The following is a 17,112-nucleotide window of genomic DNA, read 5'->3' as shown; positions in this document are numbered from 1 at the left end:
ACACGGAGTCAACGGTTCCGAAAGCTACGGCAGTCCAGGCCCGGCGTGTCCAATCGACGCCCACTTGGAGGTGACTTGACTGGGCGTGCGTGCGAATCAGCACAACGTCACCGCCAGCCGCGCCACGGAGCCCGTCCCCACGAGAGCACGTGCGGTGTCCCGGGGCACGGACAGGACCACAAGTGCCCCACCGTCCCCAACACCCTGCTCGGGAGCGGGTACTTCGGCAACCCGAGCCCCCGCCGCCACCACCCTGGGCGGCCCGGCGCGCTCCGCCGCCACCACGTCGACCCGGTCCCCGGGCCGTAGCAGCCGAACCGTCGCCGCGTCCGCGATGCGCACCGGGGCGGACACCGTCCGCACGGCCGCCGCCGGCGTCGGGGGCTTCACCTCCGCCGGTGCGGCGCCCCGCGAGGCCTGAGCCTCCGTCCCGCCCACCGCCAGGGCCGCCGCCGCGACCGCGAGCCCGGCCGCGCCGGCGCGCCGCCGACGCCGCAGGACCCTGCGCAGCCGCTCCCCGCTCCGCCCCACGCGAAGCGGGGGGAACTGCGGGACCGTGCGCGCGGGGGGACACGTAGAGGGGGAATGCGCCGAAGGGGAATGCGCCGAGGGGGAAGAACTGGTCGAAGCAGTAAGGGACATGAGGAACACCGCCAAGCCGGTCGCGTGCCGTGCCCGGACCCTGCGCCCGGACACACCCCACGATCCGGTCTCCCGCCGGATCCCGCTCCGGCCTGTGGACGGTCCCCGCCCTGTGGATATTTCCGTCACTCACACGGGGTTGATCCGACACTCCTCCGCGAATCCCTGGCTGGTCAGGCCGAAGGCGCTGTTGACGCGCGAGCGCCAGTTCTCCAGGGCGACCATCGCGGTGAGCTCGACGAACGCGGCCTCGCCGAGCCGCGCGATCAGCTCCGCGGCGAGCTCGTCGGTGACCGCGGGCTCGGTCTCGGTCATGGCCTCGGCGTACTCCATGACGAGCGCCTCCAGCGCGGTGAAGGCCTCTCGGTTCTCCCTCCACTGAGGGACCAGCTCGATCTTCCGCGCGGACAGGCCCTTCTCACGACCTTCCCAGTAGCCGAAGTCCATGCACCACGAGCAGTTGATGCGGGCCGCCGCGGCCATCACCGCGAGGTGCTTCAGCCCGGCGTCGAGGGCGTTCCACTTCGCCGCCTGCTGTTCGAGGCGGACGTACGAGAACAGCACGCGCGAGTTGTGCCCGTACGCCTGGCCGGGGTCGAGCACCTTTCCGTAGGTGCGGCGCGAGTACCAGGCACCGATGCGCATGAGGAGGGTGCGGGGCGGGGTGAGCGAGATGCGAGCCATGGCTGTCGTCTCCCGGGAAGCGGTCTCTGTGGTCCTTCAACAGCAAGGACCGGACAGCCCCCCGGAATGTGACAGCCTCCGGAAAATCGTTTCTACGAGACCCCGAGTGCGACGAGGAGACGGTCGGCGAGGTCCTCCGCGAAGATCTCCTCGCCGGTGAGCGCAGACCTGATGCCCGCCGCGTCGGCGGTCAGCCCGCCGGCGGCCGCCCACGCGAGCGCCCCGGCCACGGCCCCTTCGACCGGGTAGCGGTCGAGCGGTATCCCGTAGTCCACGGCCTTCCCCCGGTTCAGCAGGGCCTTCCAGCGGCTCCCGACCGGGGTGACGGCCTCGACGAAACCGACGTCGCTGTCGAGGTACGCCACCGTGAAGACGGGCTCTCCCGTCCGCCGCGCCACCACGGTGCCGCCACCGGCCGGCCGGTCGGCGAAGGTCACCGTCGTCCACTCGCCGGCCGGTCGCACACCCGGGTCGACCCCCTCGAACCCGGCCTCACCGGCGATCCCCAACAGCTCCTCGGCAGAGCAGCGGGCCACGATCATTCCCCCGAAATCTCCCATGCCCGGAGGGTACGGCCCGCGTCCGACAACCGGTGCCGAGACCGGAAAGGTTCACCGGCCAGAGCGCTAGGGGAGCTCGATGCCCAGGTCCCAGCCGTCGTGGGCGTGGGTGCACAGGCAGTCGCGCGACTCCGTCTCCGGCAGGGCGGCGACCGCGTCGAAGAGGACCTTGCGCAGCCGGCCAACGTTCTCGCCGAACACCTTCAGGACCTCGGTGTGGGAGACGCCCTCACCCGTCTCGGCGCCCGCGTCCAGGTCCGTGACCAGGGCCATCGAGGTGTAGCAGAGCCCAAGCTCGCGGGCGAGGATCGCCTCCGGGTGGCCCGTCATGCCGACCACCGACCAGCCCGCCGCCGCGTGCCACTGCGATTCGGCGCGGGTCGAGAACCGGGGCCCCTCGATGACGACCATGGTGCCGCCGTCCACCGCGTCCCAGCCCTGCTCCCGGGCCGACGCGAGGGCCACGGACCGGCCCACCGGGCAGTACGGGTCGGCGAAGGTGGTGTGCACGACGTTCGGGACGCTGCCGTCGGGCAGGGGTTCCCCGTCGAAGAAGGTCTGCACGCGGGACTTCGTACGGTCGACCAGCTGGTCCGGCACGAGGAGCGTGCCCGGTCCGTACTCGGGCCGCAGACCGCCCACGGCGCAGGGGCCGAGCACCTGGCGGACGCCGACCGAGCGCAGGGCCCACAGGTTGGCCCGGTAGTTGATCTTGTGCGGCGGGACGGTGTGGGTGCGCCCGTGCCGGGGCAGGAAGGCCACCGTGCGGCCCGCCAGCTCGCCGAGGTAGAGGGAGTCGCTCGGGGGCCCGTACGGGGTGTCCACCTGTATCTCGGAGACGTCCTCCAGGAAGGAGTAGAAGCCCGAGCCGCCGATGACACCGATCTCTGCGTTCGCCATGTACGTCACCCTAACGGGGTCCACCGGGGCATGCCCGAGGCCCCGCTGCCCGGGAAGGGCGGCGGGGCCTGAAGGAAAGGCGATCGGACGGTCAGGCCGCCGAGGTGGAGCCGGCGCTGCTGCCCGAGCTCGACGACGTCGAGGAGGACGAAGCGGCGGGGGCGGCGGCAGCGGTGGACGTCGTGGACGTCGTCGTCGACGAGGACTTCGAGGCAGGGGTGCTGCTCGAAGAGGCGCCACGGCTGTCGTTCCGGTAGAAACCGGAGCCCTTGAAGACGATGCCGACCGCGGAGAACACCTTCTTCAGGCGTCCGTCGCAGCTCGGGCACACGGTCAGTGCGTCATCGGTGAACTTCTGCACGGCCTCAAGGCCCTCACCGCACTCGGTGCACTGGTACTGGTAGGTCGGCACGAATTTCCTCCTGGCACTCTGACTCGATGAGTGCTAACGACGCTCCATGGTGACGTATTCCGGCGGATCAGTCCACCGTCACCGGCACGCGGTGACCCATCCCACGCTCGTTCACCGTGTTCCGGATCACCTTCGGGGCGATCGGGGCGGACGACTTCACGATCCGGCTCGGGGCCTTCGGGGCCAGCTTCCCGCGCAGCACCAGCAGGGTGGTCAGCGCGAGAACGGTGGCCGCCGCGGGCACCAGGAAGCCGTACGAGGACCCGTGCGCGTCCGTCAGACGGCCGGCCAGGGTGACGGCGATGGCCTGCCCGAAGGCGATCGAACCGGTCAGCCAGGTGAAGGCCTCGGTCCGGGCGTTCGCGGGGACCAGCTGCTCGACCATCGTGAAGCCGGTGATCAGCGCCGGCGCGATGCACAGGCCGACGACCAGGCCGAGCGCGCCGAGCAGGATCGCAGAGTTCGCGGCCCACAGGACGGATGCGACGGCGGTGAGGCCGATGTAGCCCACGATCAGCCTGCGGCGCGGGCCGATCTTCCAGGTAATGGCACCCATGGCGATGCCGGCGATCATGTTGCCGGCGGCGAAGATGCCGTAGAGCAGGCCGTTGGCCCCGGGGTTGCCGATCTCGTTGGCGAAGGCGGCGAGCGAGACCTGCATGCCGCCGAAGACGGCGCCGATCCCGAGGAAGGCGAAGATCAGTACGCGCAGGCCGGGCGAGGAGAGCGCGAAGGCGCGCTTCTCACCGGAGGCCGACGGGGCGTGCGGCTTGGGCTGGGTGGCCCGCTGGGCCGCGAAGAGCAGACCGCCGAGCAGGGTCAGCGTGGCCTCGGTGAACAGGCCGGCAGCCGGGTGGACGCCGGTGCACAGGGCGGTCGCCAGGACCGGGCCGACGACGAAGGTGAACTCGTCGGTGACGGACTCGAAGGCGGCGGCCGTCGGCATCAGCCGCGACCCCTGCAGCTTGGCGGCCCAGCGGGCCCGGACCATCGGTCCGACCTGCGGCACCGAGGCACCGGTCGGGATGGCGGCCAGCGCCAGCACCAGCAGGGGGGCGTCCATCAGCGCGAGGACCGCCAGGCCGCTGACGGCGGCGGTGTGCGTGAGGACCACGGGGATCAGGACGGCGCTCTGACCGAAGCGGTCGGTGAAGATGCCCATCAGCGGCGCGGACAGCGCCATGGAGATGCCGGTGACGGCGGCGACGATGCCGGCGCTGCCGTAGGAGCCGGTGGTGTGCTGGACCAGGAGCAGGATGCCGATGGTCAGCATGCCGAAGGGGAGTCGGGCTGCGAAGCCGGGGAGTACGAAGCCGAGGGCGCCGGGCGTGCGCAGGAGCTGCCCGTAGCCGGGGCGGGCGGACTTGTCGGTCGTGACCGCGGATGTCACGGCCTTGCCTTTCCGCTGCCTGGTAGAGCGTCCCCGTCTGCGGACGGTGCTTCGCCTTGTGAGCGACCGCACCCGTACATGTGGGAGCCCCGAGAGCTGTCCTCTTGCGCAGAACCGAGTGATACCTGGGCGCCCACTGCGGGAGGGAGCCACGGCCGCTTTGCGGTCGCGCCAGCTCTGCGTCAGGCAGAGTTGGTTCGATGTGTTGTGCCTTCATCATACAGGGGGCGGCCGTGATGAGCCCTGTGATTACGGCGACAAGGAGTGTCTTCACCTGCGATTAACTGGAACTTCGCATTCAGAAGCCATGGAAACGCGGGTGAATCCGGACAGAATCCACCTAAGACATCGAATTAGAGTGACGCTCTAACGCTGGGTAACGCCCCTTGTGCCGCCTACGCCCTCATGCCCTACGCCCTCACGCCTTACGCCCTCACGCCTCACGTCCTCGCGCCGCCCGTGCCCAGCCACCCGGCGAGCTTGCCGCCCCGGGCCACCGCCCGCAGCCGCGCCTCCGCCGCGTCGCGCACCGGATCCGTCGCCACGACCAGCAGCTCGTCCCCGCGCCGCAGCACGGTCGACGGAGCCGGTACGAAGCTCTTCGCGTCCCGCACCACCAAGGTCACCGAGGCGCCGGCCGGCAGCCGCAGCTCGCTCACCTCCACACCGTGCATCCGTGAGGTCGGCGGGATCGCGAAGGACAGCAGGTGCCCGCGCAGCTTCTCCAGCGGGGCCGACTCGATGCCGAGGTCGGATGCGCCCTCGCCGGTGTCGCCGAGTCGCAGCTTGCGCGCCAGCCAGGGCAGCGTCGGCCCCTGCACCAGGGTGTAGACGACGACGAGCACGAAGACGATGTTGAAGACGCGCTCGCTGCCCTCGATCCCGGACACCATCGGAATGGTCGCCAGGATGATGGGCACCGCTCCGCGCAGGCCGGCCCACGACATCAGGGCCTGCTCCCGCCACGGGAGCCGGAAGGGCAGCAGGCTGACGAACACCTCCAGCGGCCGCGCCACCATCGTGAGCACCAGCCCGATGATCACCGCGGGCCAGAAGTCGTTCACCAGCTCGTGCGGGGTGACCAGCAGGCCCAGCAGCACGAACATGCCGATCTGGGCGATCCAGCCGAGTCCGTCCGCGAACCCCCGCGTCGCCGGCCAGTGCGGCAGCTTCGCGTTGCCGAGCACCATGGCCGCCAGGTAGACGGCGAGGAAGCCCGACCCGTGCGCCAGCGCGCCCGCCGCGTACGCCACCATGGCGATGGCCATCACGGCGATCGGGTAGAGGCCCGAGGCGGGCAGCGCCACGTGCCGCAGCGCGTAGGCGCCCAGGAAGCCGACGGCCAGGCCGATGGCGGCGCCGAGCAGCAGCTCCAGCGCGATCTTGCCGACCAGGACGTACCACGGGCCCACCGGGCCGACGGTCGCGAAGGCGACGACCAGGATCACGACGGGTGCGTCGTTGAAGCCGGACTCGGCCTCCAGGACGCCCGTGATCCGGGAGGGGAGCGGGACCTTGCGCAGTACGGAGAAGACGGCCGCGGCGTCGGTCGAGGAGACGACCGCGCCGATCAAGAGGGCCTGGCGCCATTCGAGTCCGACCAGGTAGTGCGCCCCGGCCGCCGTGACGCTCACGCTGACCGCGACGCCCACCAGCGACAGCACGATCGCGGCCGGCAGGGCCGGCTTGATCTCTTTCCACTTGGTGCCCAGACCACCCTCGGCGAGGATCACGACGAGTGCGGCATAGCCGATGACCTGGGTCAGTTCGGCGTTGTCGAATACGACGTTGCCTATGCCGTCCTGGCCTATCGCGATGCCTATGCCGAGGTAGATGAGCAGGCTGGGGAGGCCGCTGCGTGAAGAGATGCGTACCGCCGCGACGGCGACGAGCAGCACGAGCGAGCAGACCAGCAGGAGCTCATTGAGCGTGTGGACAGTCAGTGGGCGACCCTTCCTCAAAGCGCACGGGGGAGCCGGTGGACCGCTCCTCCGCGCGACAGGTTCGGCAAGTAGTTCGTTACCTTACCTAATCTTTGACGCTCTCTTTACGCGATAACCACATTGTGAAACGTGTGTTTGCCCCTGTCCTCAGCACCGGGACCCCTGGCGGATCACCGGGGCCGGTCCTGCGCCTATGGTTGCTCCCAGCACTCCCAGGACCACCCTGCCCCTCTAAGGACAGCGATGCCCGCCAACGAAACCGCTCCTCCCGTCAAGAAGAAGGGACGACGAGCCCGTCTGATCGTGCTCGTGCTGGTCCTGGCGCTCTTCGCGGGCCTCGGCACCGGGGCGTACTGGGGCGTGGACGGCGTGCGCGCCTCGTTCCCCCAGACGACCGGCTCCCTCAAGGTGCCCGGCCTGACCGGGACCGTCGACGTCAAGCGCGACGAGCACGGGATTCCCCAGCTCTACGCCGACAACGACGAGGACCTCTTCCGCGCGCAGGGCTTCGTCCACGCCCAGGACCGTTTCTGGGAGATGGACGTACGCCGCCACATGACCTCCGGGCGGCTCTCGGAGATGTTCGGCTCCGGCCAGGTCGAGACCGACGCCTTCCTGCGGACCCTGGGCTGGCGCCAGGTCGCCCAGGAGGAGTACGACAAGAAGCTCTCGCCCGAGACCAAGAAGTACCTCCAGGCCTACGCCGACGGGGTCAACGCGTACCTGAAGGGGAAGTCCGGCAAGGACCTCTCCGTCGAGCACGCCGCCCTGAAGCTCAGCTCCGACTACCAGCCCGAGCAGTGGTCGCCGGTGGACTCGGTGGCCTGGCTCAAGGCCATGGCCTGGGACCTGCGCGGCAACATGCAGGACGAGATCGACCGCGCGCTGATGTCGAGCACGCTCTCGCAGGCGCAGATCGACGAGCTCTACCCGCCGTACCCCTTCGACCGGAACCGTCCGATCGTCGAGGGCGGCAAGATCGAGGCCGGCAAGTACGCACCGCAGGGGACCGCCACCGGCTCCGCCTCGAAGGACGCCACGGGCACCGGCGCCACCGGCAGCACCACCGGCTCGAACGCGAGCACCGCCAACGGCGGCACCAACGGCCCCACCGGCCTCGCCGACAACGCCACCGCCCAGGGCGCGACCGTGGGCCTGCGCACGCAGATGACCTCCCTCGCCAAGACCCTGGACCAGATCCCCGCGATCCTCGGCCCCAACGGCAGCGGCATCGGCTCGAACTCCTGGGTCGTCTCCGGCAAGTACACGACCACCGGCAAGCCGCTGCTCGCGAACGACCCGCACCTCTCCCCGCAGCTGCCCTCGGTCTGGTACCAGATGGGCCTGCACTGCCGCGCCGTCTCGGCCCAGTGCCAGTACGACGTCGCCGGCTTCACCTTCTCCGGCATGCCCGGCGTGGTCATCGGCCACAACACCGACATCGCCTGGGGCATGACCAACCTGGGCGCCGACGTCACCGACCTCTACCTGGAGCAGGTCAAGCCCGAGGGCTACGCCTACGACAACAAGGTGCTCCCCTTCACCACCCGCGTCGAAGAGATCAAGATCGCGGGCGAGAAGAGCAAGAAGATCACCGTCCGCACCACCAACAACGGCCCGCTGATCTCCGACCGCAGCGACGAGCTCGGCACGGTCGGCTCCCGCGCCCCCGTCGCCTCCTCGGCCCCCGACCGCGGCACCGGCTACGCCGTGGCCCTGCGCTGGACCGCCCTCGACCCGGGCAAGTCCATGGACGCGGTCTTCAAGCTCGACAAGGCCAAGAACTTCGACGACTTCCGCAAGGCGGCCGCCGACTTCGAGGTCCCCTCCCAGAACCTGATCTACGCCGACAACAAGGGCCAGTACGGCAACATCGGCTACCAGGCCCCCGGCCGGATCCCGGTGCGCGGCGCGGGCACCGGCGACGGCCGGATGCCGGCCCCCGGCTGGGACTCCAAGTACGCCTGGAAGGGTGGCAGGGACGGCAACGCCGGCTACGTCCCGCAGAACGAACTGCCCTGGGACCTCAACCCCTCGCGCGGCTTCATCGTCACCGCCAACCAGGCGGTCGTCGAGAGCGGCACCGGCGCGGGCAAGTACCCGAACACGCTGACCACCGACTGGGGCTACGGCGCCCGCAGCCAGCGGATCAACGACCTCATCGAGGCGAAGATCAAGGACAGCGGCAAGATCTCGACCGACGACATGCGGGCCATGCAGATGGACAACAGCAGCGAGATCGCCGCGCTGCTCACCCCGATGCTCGCCAAGATCGAGGTCAAGGACCCGGACGTGCGGTCCGCGCAGAAGCTGCTGGAGGGCTGGAACTACACCCAGGAGCCCGACTCGGCGGCGGCCGCCTACTTCAACGCGGTCTGGCGCAACATCCTCAAGCTGGCCTTCGGCGACAAGATGCCGAAGGAGCTGCGGATCGAGGGCAGCTGCATGAACGTCCACGACCAGAGCAGCGGCCCCAACGACGACCTGGCCGAAGTGGTCCGCGAATGCGGCATGCGCGGCAGCGACTCGGCGCAGCCGGACGGCGGCGACCGCTGGTTCGAGGTGGTCCGCCGCCTGGTCAAGGACGAGAAGTCGGCCTGGTGGGCCGCGCCCAGGAAGAACCTCACGGTGCCGGCGACCACCACCCGCGACGAGCTGTTCGCGCGGGCCATGGAGGACGCCCGCTGGGAGCTGACCGCCAAGCTCGGCAAGGACCAGTCCACCTGGAGCTGGGGCCGGCTGCACCAGCTGACCCTGAAGAACCAGACGATCGGCACCGAGGGCCCCGGCTTCCTGCAGTGGCTCCTCAACCGCGGCCCCTGGAACCTGGGCGGCGGCGAGGCCACCGTCAACGCCACCGGCTGGAACGCCTCCAGCGGGTACGGGGTGACCTGGGTGCCGTCGATGCGGATGGTCGTGAACCTCAACGACCTCGACAAGTCCCGCTGGATCAACCTCACGGGCGCCTCGGGGCACACGTACCACTCGAACTACACCGACCAGACGACGATGTGGGCCAAGGGCGATCTGCTGGAGTGGCCCTTCGGCAAGGAGGCGGTCGACAAGGCGACGGTCGACACCCTGACCCTCAAGCCCTAGCGGCCCACACGCCTTAGAAGCGGAGCACCCCGGAAGGGGTGGCCACAGCCTGAACGGGGTGGTCGTGCGGTTCCTCCGGGACCCGCGCGACCACCTCGTCGTCGTAGAGGAGCACCACCAGCGCGGGATGTGCCCCCGTGCGCTCCAGCCGCTCCAGCACCCGGTCGTACGAGCCCCCGCCGCGGCCCAGCCGCATCCCGCGCCCGTCCACCGCGAGCCCGGGCAGCAGCACGGCCTCGGCGCCGGTCACCGCGTCCGGTCCGAGCGCCGGGCCGGACGGCTCCAGCAGCCGCATCTTCCCGGGATGCGCGGCCTCGGCGAGGCTCGCCGGGCCCTCGTAGGCGGCCCAGTCGAGATCGTTGTCGGGCAGCAGCAGGGGCAGCAGCACCCGCTTGCCGGCCGCGCGCAGGGCGTCGAGCAGATCGCGGGTGCCCGGTTCCGTGCCGACGGAGACGTACGCGGCCACGGTGCGCGCGTCGGCGAGCTCGGGCAGTTCCAGGGCCCTGGCGGCGAGCGCGGAGGCCGCCGCACGGCAGGCGTCGGGGGACAAGGCTCGGCGGGCGGCGAGGAGTTCCCGGCGCAGCTCGGCCTTGGTGGAGGCGGCGGTGTGCGGGTTCTCATTCACAGCGGAATCAAATCTCCCTTGGAATATGGACATAAGCGGATCTACCTACCGCGATCCCGTTGAGCGTCCGACGAGACCCACTATCGTTCTGGCCATGACTATGTTGCACCCCGTGATCAAGAAGGCTGTTATTCCGGCTGCGGGCCTCGGCACTCGTTTTCTTCCGGCGACCAAGGCGACCCCGAAGGAAATGCTCCCGGTCGTGGACAAGCCGGCCATCCAGTACGTGGTCGAGGAAGCCGTGGGAGCCGGACTCGACGACGTCCTGATGATCACTGGGCGTAACAAGCGTGCCCTGGAAGACCACTTCGACCGGAACTACGAGCTGGAATCGGCCCTCATCGCCAAGGGTGACGACGACCGGCTGAAGAAGGTCCAGGAGTCCAGCGACCTGGCCACCATGCACTACGTCCGCCAGGGCGACCCGCGCGGCCTCGGCCACGCCGTGCTGTGCGCCGAACCGCACGTCGGCCGGGAGCCCTTCGCCGTCCTCCTCGGCGACGACCTCATCGACCCGCGCGACCCGCTGCTGCGTCAGATGGCCGACATCCACTCCCGCACCGGCGGCACCGTCATCGCCCTCATGGAGGTGGACCCGGCCAACGTGCACCTCTACGGCTGCGCCGCCGTCGAGGCCACGGACGAGGAGGACGTGGTCCGGATCACCGGGCTCGTCGAGAAGCCGGACCCCGCGGACGCCCCCAGCAACTACGCGGTCATCGGACGCTACGTCCTCAACCCCGCGATCTTCGACATACTGCGGGAGACCGAGCCGGGCCGCGGTGGGGAGATCCAGCTCACCGACGCCCTGCAGAAGCTGGCCGCCGACGAGACCGTCGGCGGTCCGGTGCACGGCGTGATCTTCCGGGGTCGTCGTTACGACACCGGGGACCGCGGCGACTACCTGCGGGCCATCGTCCGCCTCGCGTGCGAGCGCGAGGACCTGGGTCCGGAGTTCCGCACCTGGCTTCACCGTTACGTCACGGAGGAGATGTAGCACCTTGAGCAGTTCCGCACCGCAGGAGACCGGCCACCGTCTGTGGTCCGTGGACGAGCACCTCGCGGACGTCCTCGCCGCCGTCCGCCCACTGGAGCCCATCGAGCTCCAGCTGCTGGACGCCCAGGGCTGTGTCCTGGTCGAGGACGTCACCGTGCCCGTCGCCCTCCCGCCCTTCGACAACAGCTCCATGGACGGGTACGCCGTCCGGGTCGCCGATGTCCAGGGTGCGAGCGAGGAGTTCCCCGCGGTGCTGACGGTCGTCGGGGACGTCGCGGCGGGCAGCGGTGAGCTGCCCACCGTCGGTCCCGGCGAGGCCGCCCGCATCATGACCGGCGCACCGCTGCCGCCCGGCGCGGAGGCCGTCGTACCGGTCGAGTGGACCGACGGCGGCACGGGCGGAGGCGCGGCCTCCGGGATGACCCCGGCCAGCGCCGCCCCCGAGGGCGGAGCCGGCGAGGTGCGGGTGCACCGGGCCGCCGAGGCGCGGGCGCACGTCCGCTCGCGCGGCAGCGACGTACAGGCCGGCGACCTGGCCCTGGCCGCGGGGACCGTGCTCGGACCGCCGCAGATCGCCCTGCTGGCCGCCATCGGGCGCGGCACCGTACGGGTGCGGCCCCGGCCGCGCGTGGTCGTGCTGTCCACCGGCAGCGAGCTGGTCCAGCCGGGTGAGGCGCTGGCCGCCGGGACGATCTACGACTCCAACAGCTTCGCGCTGGCCGCGGCCGCGCGGGACGCCGGGGCCATCGCCTACCGGGTCGGGGCGGTCGCGGACGACGCCGACACCCTGCGCTCCACCATCGAGGACCAGCTGATCCGGGCCGACCTGCTCGTCACCACGGGCGGGGTCAGCGTCGGCGCGTACGACGTGGTCAAGGAGGCGCTGTCCTCGGTCGGCCAGTCCGGCGCGGGCGGCGACGGCACGGACGCCGGGGACGTCGACGGCGGCCGGATGGACTTCCGCAAGCTGGCCATGCAGCCCGGCAAGCCGCAGGGCTTCGGCACCATCGGCCCGGACCACACCCCGCTGCTGGCCCTGCCCGGCAACCCGGTGTCCTCGTACGTCTCCTTCGAGCTGTTCGTGCGCCCCGCCATCCGGACGCTCATGGGCCTGCCGGAGTCCGAGGTGCGCCGCCCCAGCGTGCGGGCGGTGCTGAGCGCCGACAAGGCACTCGGCTCCCCGGCCGGCCGCCGCCAGTTCCTGCGCGGCAAGTACGACGCGGAGAGCGGCACGGTCAGCCCGGTCGGCGGATCGGGCTCCCACCTGATCGCCGCGCTGGCGCACGCCGACTCGCTGATGGTCGTACCGGAGGACGTCACTTCGGTGGAGCCGGGCACCGAGCTGGAAGTGGTCCTGCTCGGCTGAACCGCGGCCGGTGCGGGTAGCGTGTGTCGCACCACACAGGCCCCGCGCGGGCCCAGAGCGGAGCGGCACAGCAATGAGTACCCAGAGCAGGCTGACCCACATCGACGAGGCCGGTGCGGCCCGGATGGTCGACGTCTCCGAGAAGGACGTCACCACCCGGACGGCCCGTGCCAGCGGACGGGTACTCGTCTCCCCCCGGGTGATCGAGCTGCTGCGCGGCGAGGGCGTGCCCAAGGGCGACGCCCTCGCGACGGCGCGGATCGCCGGGATCATGGGGGCCAAGAAGACCCCCGACCTGATCCCGCTCTGCCACCCGCTGGCCGTCTCGGGCGTGAAGGTTGACCTGAAGGTCGCCGACGACGCCGTCGAGATCCTCGCCACCGTCAAGACGACCGACCGCACGGGCGTCGAGATGGAGGCGCTGACCGCCGTCGCGGTCGCCGGACTCACCGTGATCGACATGGTCAAGGCGGTGGACAAGGGCGCCGTCATCACGGACGTCCGGGTCGAGGAGAAGACCGGCGGCAAGTCCGGCGACTGGGCGCGCTCGTGAACCCCCCGCGCGGCGGCGAGGTCCACAGCCACAGCCACGGCCCCCGGCCGGAGGAGGAGCGGGCGGGGGCGGCCGCCGCCCTGGGCCGGGCCCTCGTCGTCACGGCCTCGAACCGGGCCGCGCAGGGCGTGTACGCCGACAAGGGCGGCCCGCTGCTGGCCGAGGCGCTGGAGAAGCTCGGCTTCACGGTGGACGGCCCGCAGGTCGTCCCGGACGGCGACCCCGTCGAGCAGGCGCTGCGCGAGGGCGTGGCCGCGGGCTACGACGTCATCCTGACCACCGGCGGCACCGGCATCTCGCCCACCGACCGCACCCCCGACGCCACCGCCCGGGTGCTGGACTACGAGATCCCGGGCATCCCGCAGGCCATCCGCGCGGAAGGCCTGGCGAAGGTCCCGACCGCGGCGCTGTCCCGGGGACTGGCGGGCGTCGCCGGGCACACCCTGATCGTGAACCTCCCGGGCTCCACGGGCGGCGTCCGCGACGGCCTCGCCGTCCTCTCCCGCCTCATCCCGCACGCCGTGGACCAGATCCGCGGCGGCGACCACCCCAGACCGGCGGAACCCTCCGGGAGCACGAGCTGAACGGCCCCACCTGGCCGGTGGTCCTGAACGACGGCGACGTCACCCTCCGGCCGATAAAGATGCGGGACCAGAAGGCCTGGCGGGAGGTCAACCGCCGCAACCGGGACTGGCTCCGGCCGTGGGAGGCCACCATTCCGCCGCCCGCCCCCTGGGGGCCGGTGATACAGCGGCCGACGTACCGCCAGATGGTCCGCCATCTGCGGGCGGAGGCGAACGCGGGCCGGATGCTGCCCTTCGTCATCGAGTACCAGGGCCGGCTGGTCGGCCAACTCACCGTCGCCGGGATCACCTGGGGATCGATGTGCGCGGCGCACGTCGGCTACTGGGTGGACCGTGACGTGGCGGGCCGCGGGGTCATGCCCACGGCGGTCGCGCTGGCCGTGGACCACTGCTTCGCGAAGGTCGGACTGCACCGGATCGAGGTGTGCATCCGCCCCGAGAACGGGCCGAGCCGACGGGTCGTGGAGAAGCTGGGCCTGCGCGAGGAGGGGCTGCGTCCGCGCTACCTGCACATCGACGGCGCCTGGCGCGACCACCTCGTCTACGCGGTCACGGCGGAAGAGGTGCCGGAGGGGCTGCTGCGCCGCTGGCAGCGGTCCCGGCAGTCGGGTGCCCCGCCGAAATAGATAATCGATTATCCGTTCGATTTATCGGGCCTCGTATGCCCCGGGCAACCGATTTGCCCATAACCTGATCCGAAGAATCACAAAAAAAGTCCGTGATATCAGCGAGATCGCGCGACACACCGGCCCAATTGGCCGATCCCGTAGGCCGCGTCCCTCTACGGTGTGAGGTGTGAGCAGCAGCGGCCTCATCTACGCAGTCATTGTCGGGGCCTGGGCCGCCTACTTGGTGCCCATGTGGCTCCGGAGGCAGGACGAGCTGAACGAAGCCCGTCCGACGGAACGCTTCTCCACTGCCATTCGGCTGCTTTCCGGCCGGGCGGGAATGGAGCGCCGTTACGCCAAGGGGCTGCGTGAGCGCGGTGCCGAGGAGGCGGAGCCCCAGCCCCACGCGGACCCGGACGCGGTCACGGAAACGGTTGATTCCGTCGACGCCGACGCCCGGGCCCTTGGCGTGTCCCCAACCAGGGCGGAGCCGAGAGCGGCCACCGTCGAACGGGAGCACCGCGCGGAGCGGGCGCGGCGCGAGCAGCGCCTCCAGGTCCTCGCGCGCCGCCGGCGCACCACCGCGCTCCTCTTCCTCGTCTTCACCCTCGGCGCGGTCGTCGCCGCGGTGGGCGGGCTGCGCTACCTGTGGGCCCCCGCCGTGCCCGCCCTGCTCCTGAGCGCGTACATCGTGCACCTGCGGGTCCAGGAGCGGCGCCGCTACGAGTTCACGATGGACCGGCGCCGCGCCGAGGCCGCCGCGCGCAACCTGAGGGAGAACCGCCCGCGCCGCCGGGACACCGAGGAGGCCGCGACATCGGGCGCCGAACCGGACCCCGCGCCACCGGTCTCCCCGCAGGAGGCCGGGCGGCGCGCGCTGGTCGAGCAGACCGACCACGCCGAGTGGGTGGACCAGCAGCGCGAACGCGACCGCGGCCCCGCGCGCGGTGACAGCTGGGAGCCGGTCCCGGTCCCGCTGCCGACGTACGTGACGGCCCCGGTGGCCCCGCGCGCGACGGGCCCCGCGACCCCGGACGCCTGGAGCTCGACCCGCTCCAGCACGGCCGAACCGACGGACCCCCGCCTGCGCGCCCAGCTGCAGCCGCAGCCCGCGGCCCCGAAGCCGGAGCCGAAGCCCCAGTCCACCCCGCGCCCGCGCGGCCAGGGCCGGGGCCGCACACCGCTGTTCGACCAGTACGAGAGCGACGACCGCCCGCGTGCCGCGAACGAGTGATCGGTGACCTGCGCGGACGCTCCGGGATACGCGTTTTGGAGCACCGGCGCGGGGATGCTAATGTTTCACACGTCGCAAGGGCCTGTGGCGCAGTCTGGTAGCGCACCTCGTTCGCATCGAGGGGGTCTGGGGTTCAAATCCCCACAGGTCCACAAACGACAGTTCTTGAGTAGCTCTCAGGAATCGTCACGAGATCCCGTTCCGCCGCAAGGCGGGGCGGGATCTCTGCGTTTCTGCGGCATGTTCGGGCCGGTGTCCCATCGCGACCGATGACGACGCGAAAAGCGCGCCCTGGCGCTCGCCCCCGGCAGGGGGCGCCGACGGCCACTTGACCAATGCCGGGCACACGTCGGCCGGCCATCGCGTCGGATGCGGCCTCGTCAGCAGTGGTAGCCGTTGGGGACCCGGAGGAGAGCCACGAAGATCCATACGATGACCGCTGTGCCGGCCGTGCCGCCCAGGAGGGCGACCGTGGGGTTCCAATGTCCCGCATACCCGATGAGCACCCCCCACCACACCGCCGCCGTGCTCGCGAGCAGGGCTCCGTAGAAGATCAGCGCGAGCCCGTTGGCAGCGGCGTTCACCCCCACGTCGCACGCGCGCCAGGCGGCTGCCAGCAACAACGACCCGAGAACGCCGGTAGCCAGACCGGCCACGGGAGCGACCGCACAGCCCCACTGTCCCCGCGTCACTTCCGGTTCCCGACCTGCGGGTCGTTCTCACCAGTGCGTTGCGCTTGCTCGATCCGGTCCATCGCGTCGTTGATTCCTTGTCGGAGCTGTTCCTCGGTCGGGTTGTCGCCGTATTCACGAGATCCCGTCCGGTCGTCGGAAGATGACCGGGCGGGATCCCTGCTTCTGACTCAGAGGCCGAGGACGGCGGGGTGTTCGGCCAGGGTGCGGAGGTGGCCGCCGGGGTCGGGGATCAGGGAGCGGCCGGACAGGTCGAGGAGGCCCAGTACCCCCGTCACTTCTGCCGCGAGGGTTCCGTCGGCCTTGCGGATGTCCTGGCGGAGCCGGAAGGTCTTGCCCTCTCCCCAGGTGAAGACGCAGGAGACGTCCACCTCTTCCCCGCCCTGGAGCTCCCGTTTGAACTTCAGCGTGCATTCGAGCTGGGCCGGCCCGACCCCGCTCGCCAGGAGCTTGTCCCCCGGCACCCCCGCGGCTCGGAGAACCTCCCACAGGGCGTGCTCGCAGTACTGCAGGTAGACGGCCTGGTTGAGGTGGCCGCGGGTGTCGAGTTCGTACTCGCGGACACCGATGCGGACGCTGAACGGCTGGGGCACGTAGGCGGATCCCTTTCTGGTCGAGGTGCTGTCGTACGGAGCCGGAACCCCGGTCAGGACGTCCGGTGCGGGCTGTACGGGGACCAGCTCCACTGGCGCCAGTACCGTTTCCCAAAGACTGAGCGGGAGTGGGTCCTGTTGCCAGAACTCATGCTCAGCCGTGTGCCCCGGACGGTGTTGGGCACGCTGGTCTCCCGCTTTCGCTCCGTGTCCGGGCCCTGCGCATCGTG

The 17,112-nt window shown here is 70.9% G+C and carries 17 protein-coding genes and 1 tRNA gene; 8 read left to right on the top strand and 10 right to left on the bottom strand.

Annotated elements, in window-relative coordinates:
* Nucleotides 1–96: 96 nt before the first annotated feature.
* The 7 genes from ACIQ5Y_RS34595 to ACIQ5Y_RS34565 form a co-directional block, all read right to left on the bottom strand.
* On the bottom strand, nt 97–642 hold the full coding sequence (locus tag ACIQ5Y_RS34595; protein ID WP_403889703.1) for a hypothetical protein: 546 nt from the start codon (nt 640–642) through the stop codon (nt 97–99).
* A 129-nt stretch (nt 643–771) separates the two neighbouring features.
* Nucleotides 772–1,326: a carboxymuconolactone decarboxylase family protein gene (locus ACIQ5Y_RS34590; protein WP_403889700.1), complete on the bottom strand. Its 555-nt coding sequence runs from the start codon at nt 1,324–1,326 to the stop codon at nt 772–774.
* Nucleotides 1,327–1,418: 92 nt separating this feature from the next.
* A complete protein-coding gene (locus ACIQ5Y_RS34585; protein ID WP_403889697.1) occupies nt 1,419–1,886 on the bottom strand; it encodes a hypothetical protein in 468 nt (155 codons plus the stop codon).
* A gap of 66 nt (nt 1,887–1,952) precedes the next feature.
* Nucleotides 1,953–2,786, bottom strand: coding sequence for an S-methyl-5'-thioadenosine phosphorylase (locus ACIQ5Y_RS34580; RefSeq protein ID WP_403889694.1), 834 nt, complete (start codon nt 2,784–2,786; stop codon nt 1,953–1,955).
* Between the two features lie 91 nt (nt 2,787–2,877).
* Entirely contained in the window at nt 2,878–3,198 is a 321-nt protein-coding gene (locus tag ACIQ5Y_RS34575) for an FmdB family zinc ribbon protein (protein ID WP_403889691.1), read from the bottom strand.
* Between the two features lie 67 nt (nt 3,199–3,265).
* On the bottom strand, nt 3,266–4,588 hold the full coding sequence (locus tag ACIQ5Y_RS34570) for an MFS transporter (RefSeq protein WP_403889688.1): 1,323 nt from the start codon (nt 4,586–4,588) through the stop codon (nt 3,266–3,268).
* Between the two features lie 440 nt (nt 4,589–5,028).
* Nucleotides 5,029–6,549: a potassium/proton antiporter gene (locus tag ACIQ5Y_RS34565; RefSeq protein WP_403889685.1), complete on the bottom strand. Its 1,521-nt coding sequence runs from the start codon at nt 6,547–6,549 to the stop codon at nt 5,029–5,031.
* Nucleotides 6,550–6,774: 225 nt separating this feature from the next.
* Between ACIQ5Y_RS34565 and ACIQ5Y_RS34560 the strand changes: the two genes are divergently transcribed.
* Entirely contained in the window at nt 6,775–9,630 is a 2,856-nt protein-coding gene (locus ACIQ5Y_RS34560; protein ID WP_403889682.1) for a penicillin acylase family protein, read from the top strand.
* Between the two features lie 13 nt (nt 9,631–9,643).
* Here ACIQ5Y_RS34560 and ACIQ5Y_RS34555 read toward each other — a convergent pair whose 3' ends face one another.
* On the bottom strand, nt 9,644–10,255 hold the full coding sequence (locus ACIQ5Y_RS34555; RefSeq protein ID WP_403889679.1) for a 5-formyltetrahydrofolate cyclo-ligase: 612 nt from the start codon (nt 10,253–10,255) through the stop codon (nt 9,644–9,646).
* A 94-nt stretch (nt 10,256–10,349) separates the two neighbouring features.
* On the opposite strand from ACIQ5Y_RS34555, the gene galU reads away from it, so the two are divergent.
* From galU to ACIQ5Y_RS34520, 7 genes are all read left to right on the top strand, one after another.
* Nucleotides 10,350–11,252: a UTP--glucose-1-phosphate uridylyltransferase GalU gene (gene galU, locus ACIQ5Y_RS34550; protein ID WP_384590054.1), complete on the top strand. Its 903-nt coding sequence runs from the start codon at nt 10,350–10,352 to the stop codon at nt 11,250–11,252.
* 4 nt (nt 11,253–11,256) lie between these two features.
* Nucleotides 11,257–12,618, top strand: coding sequence for a gephyrin-like molybdotransferase Glp (glp, locus tag ACIQ5Y_RS34545; protein WP_403889675.1), 1,362 nt, complete (start codon nt 11,257–11,259; stop codon nt 12,616–12,618).
* A 73-nt stretch (nt 12,619–12,691) separates the two neighbouring features.
* Nucleotides 12,692–13,171, top strand: coding sequence for a cyclic pyranopterin monophosphate synthase MoaC (moaC, locus tag ACIQ5Y_RS34540; RefSeq protein WP_030706954.1), 480 nt, complete (start codon nt 12,692–12,694; stop codon nt 13,169–13,171).
* Nucleotides 13,172–13,251: 80 nt separating this feature from the next.
* Complete coding sequence (locus tag ACIQ5Y_RS34535; RefSeq protein ID WP_403889843.1) at nt 13,252–13,755, top strand: molybdenum cofactor biosynthesis protein B; 504 nt, start codon at nt 13,252–13,254, stop codon at nt 13,753–13,755.
* A gap of 17 nt (nt 13,756–13,772) precedes the next feature.
* Nucleotides 13,773–14,381 (top strand): GNAT family N-acetyltransferase, encoded by a 609-nt coding sequence (locus ACIQ5Y_RS34530; protein WP_403889672.1) that lies wholly within the window; start codon nt 13,773–13,775, stop codon nt 14,379–14,381.
* 169 nt (nt 14,382–14,550) lie between these two features.
* Nucleotides 14,551–15,597 (top strand): hypothetical protein, encoded by a 1,047-nt coding sequence (locus ACIQ5Y_RS34525; RefSeq protein ID WP_403889669.1) that lies wholly within the window; start codon nt 14,551–14,553, stop codon nt 15,595–15,597.
* Nucleotides 15,598–15,675: 78 nt separating this feature from the next.
* Nucleotides 15,676–15,749: transfer RNA gene (locus tag ACIQ5Y_RS34520), tRNA-Ala, on the top strand.
* A 228-nt stretch (nt 15,750–15,977) separates the two neighbouring features.
* On the opposite strand, the gene ACIQ5Y_RS34515 is transcribed toward ACIQ5Y_RS34520, so the two are convergent.
* Together ACIQ5Y_RS34515 and ACIQ5Y_RS34510 are read right to left on the bottom strand one after the other, a co-directional pair.
* Nucleotides 15,978–16,253, bottom strand: a complete 276-nt coding sequence (locus ACIQ5Y_RS34515; protein WP_403889667.1) for a hypothetical protein — start codon at nt 16,251–16,253, stop codon at nt 15,978–15,980.
* 206 nt (nt 16,254–16,459) lie between these two features.
* Nucleotides 16,460–16,882, bottom strand: a complete 423-nt coding sequence (locus ACIQ5Y_RS34510) for an acyl-CoA thioesterase (RefSeq protein ID WP_403889840.1) — start codon at nt 16,880–16,882, stop codon at nt 16,460–16,462.
* Between the last annotated feature and the right edge of the window lie 230 nt (nt 16,883–17,112).

The sequence above is a fragment of the Streptomyces sp. NPDC096339 genome, assembly GCF_044762985.1.
In the GTDB taxonomy this organism is placed as follows: domain Bacteria; phylum Actinomycetota; class Actinomycetes; order Streptomycetales; family Streptomycetaceae; genus Streptomyces.
Note: the sequence above shows the minus strand (reverse complement) of the source record. Positions and strands in the feature narration are given on the sequence as shown.

What these genes read in the sequence shown, in the direction of transcription:
- moaC (WP_030706954.1), top strand. Translation starts at nt 12,692, where the DNA reads ATGAGTACCCAGAGCAGGCTGACCCACATCGACGAGGCCGGTGCGGCC.
- galU (WP_384590054.1), top strand. Translation starts at nt 10,350, where the DNA reads ATGACTATGTTGCACCCCGTGATCAAGAAGGCTGTTATTCCGGCTGCG.
- ACIQ5Y_RS34580 (WP_403889694.1), bottom strand. Translation starts at nt 2,786, where the DNA reads ATGGCGAACGCAGAGATCGGTGTCATCGGCGGCTCGGGCTTCTACTCC.
- ACIQ5Y_RS34585 (WP_403889697.1), bottom strand. Translation starts at nt 1,886, where the DNA reads ATGGGAGATTTCGGGGGAATGATCGTGGCCCGCTGCTCTGCCGAGGAG.
- ACIQ5Y_RS34590 (WP_403889700.1), bottom strand. Translation starts at nt 1,326, where the DNA reads ATGGCTCGCATCTCGCTCACCCCGCCCCGCACCCTCCTCATGCGCATC.
- ACIQ5Y_RS34560 (WP_403889682.1), top strand. Translation starts at nt 6,775, where the DNA reads ATGCCCGCCAACGAAACCGCTCCTCCCGTCAAGAAGAAGGGACGACGA.
- ACIQ5Y_RS34595 (WP_403889703.1), bottom strand. Translation starts at nt 642, where the DNA reads ATGTCCCTTACTGCTTCGACCAGTTCTTCCCCCTCGGCGCATTCCCCT.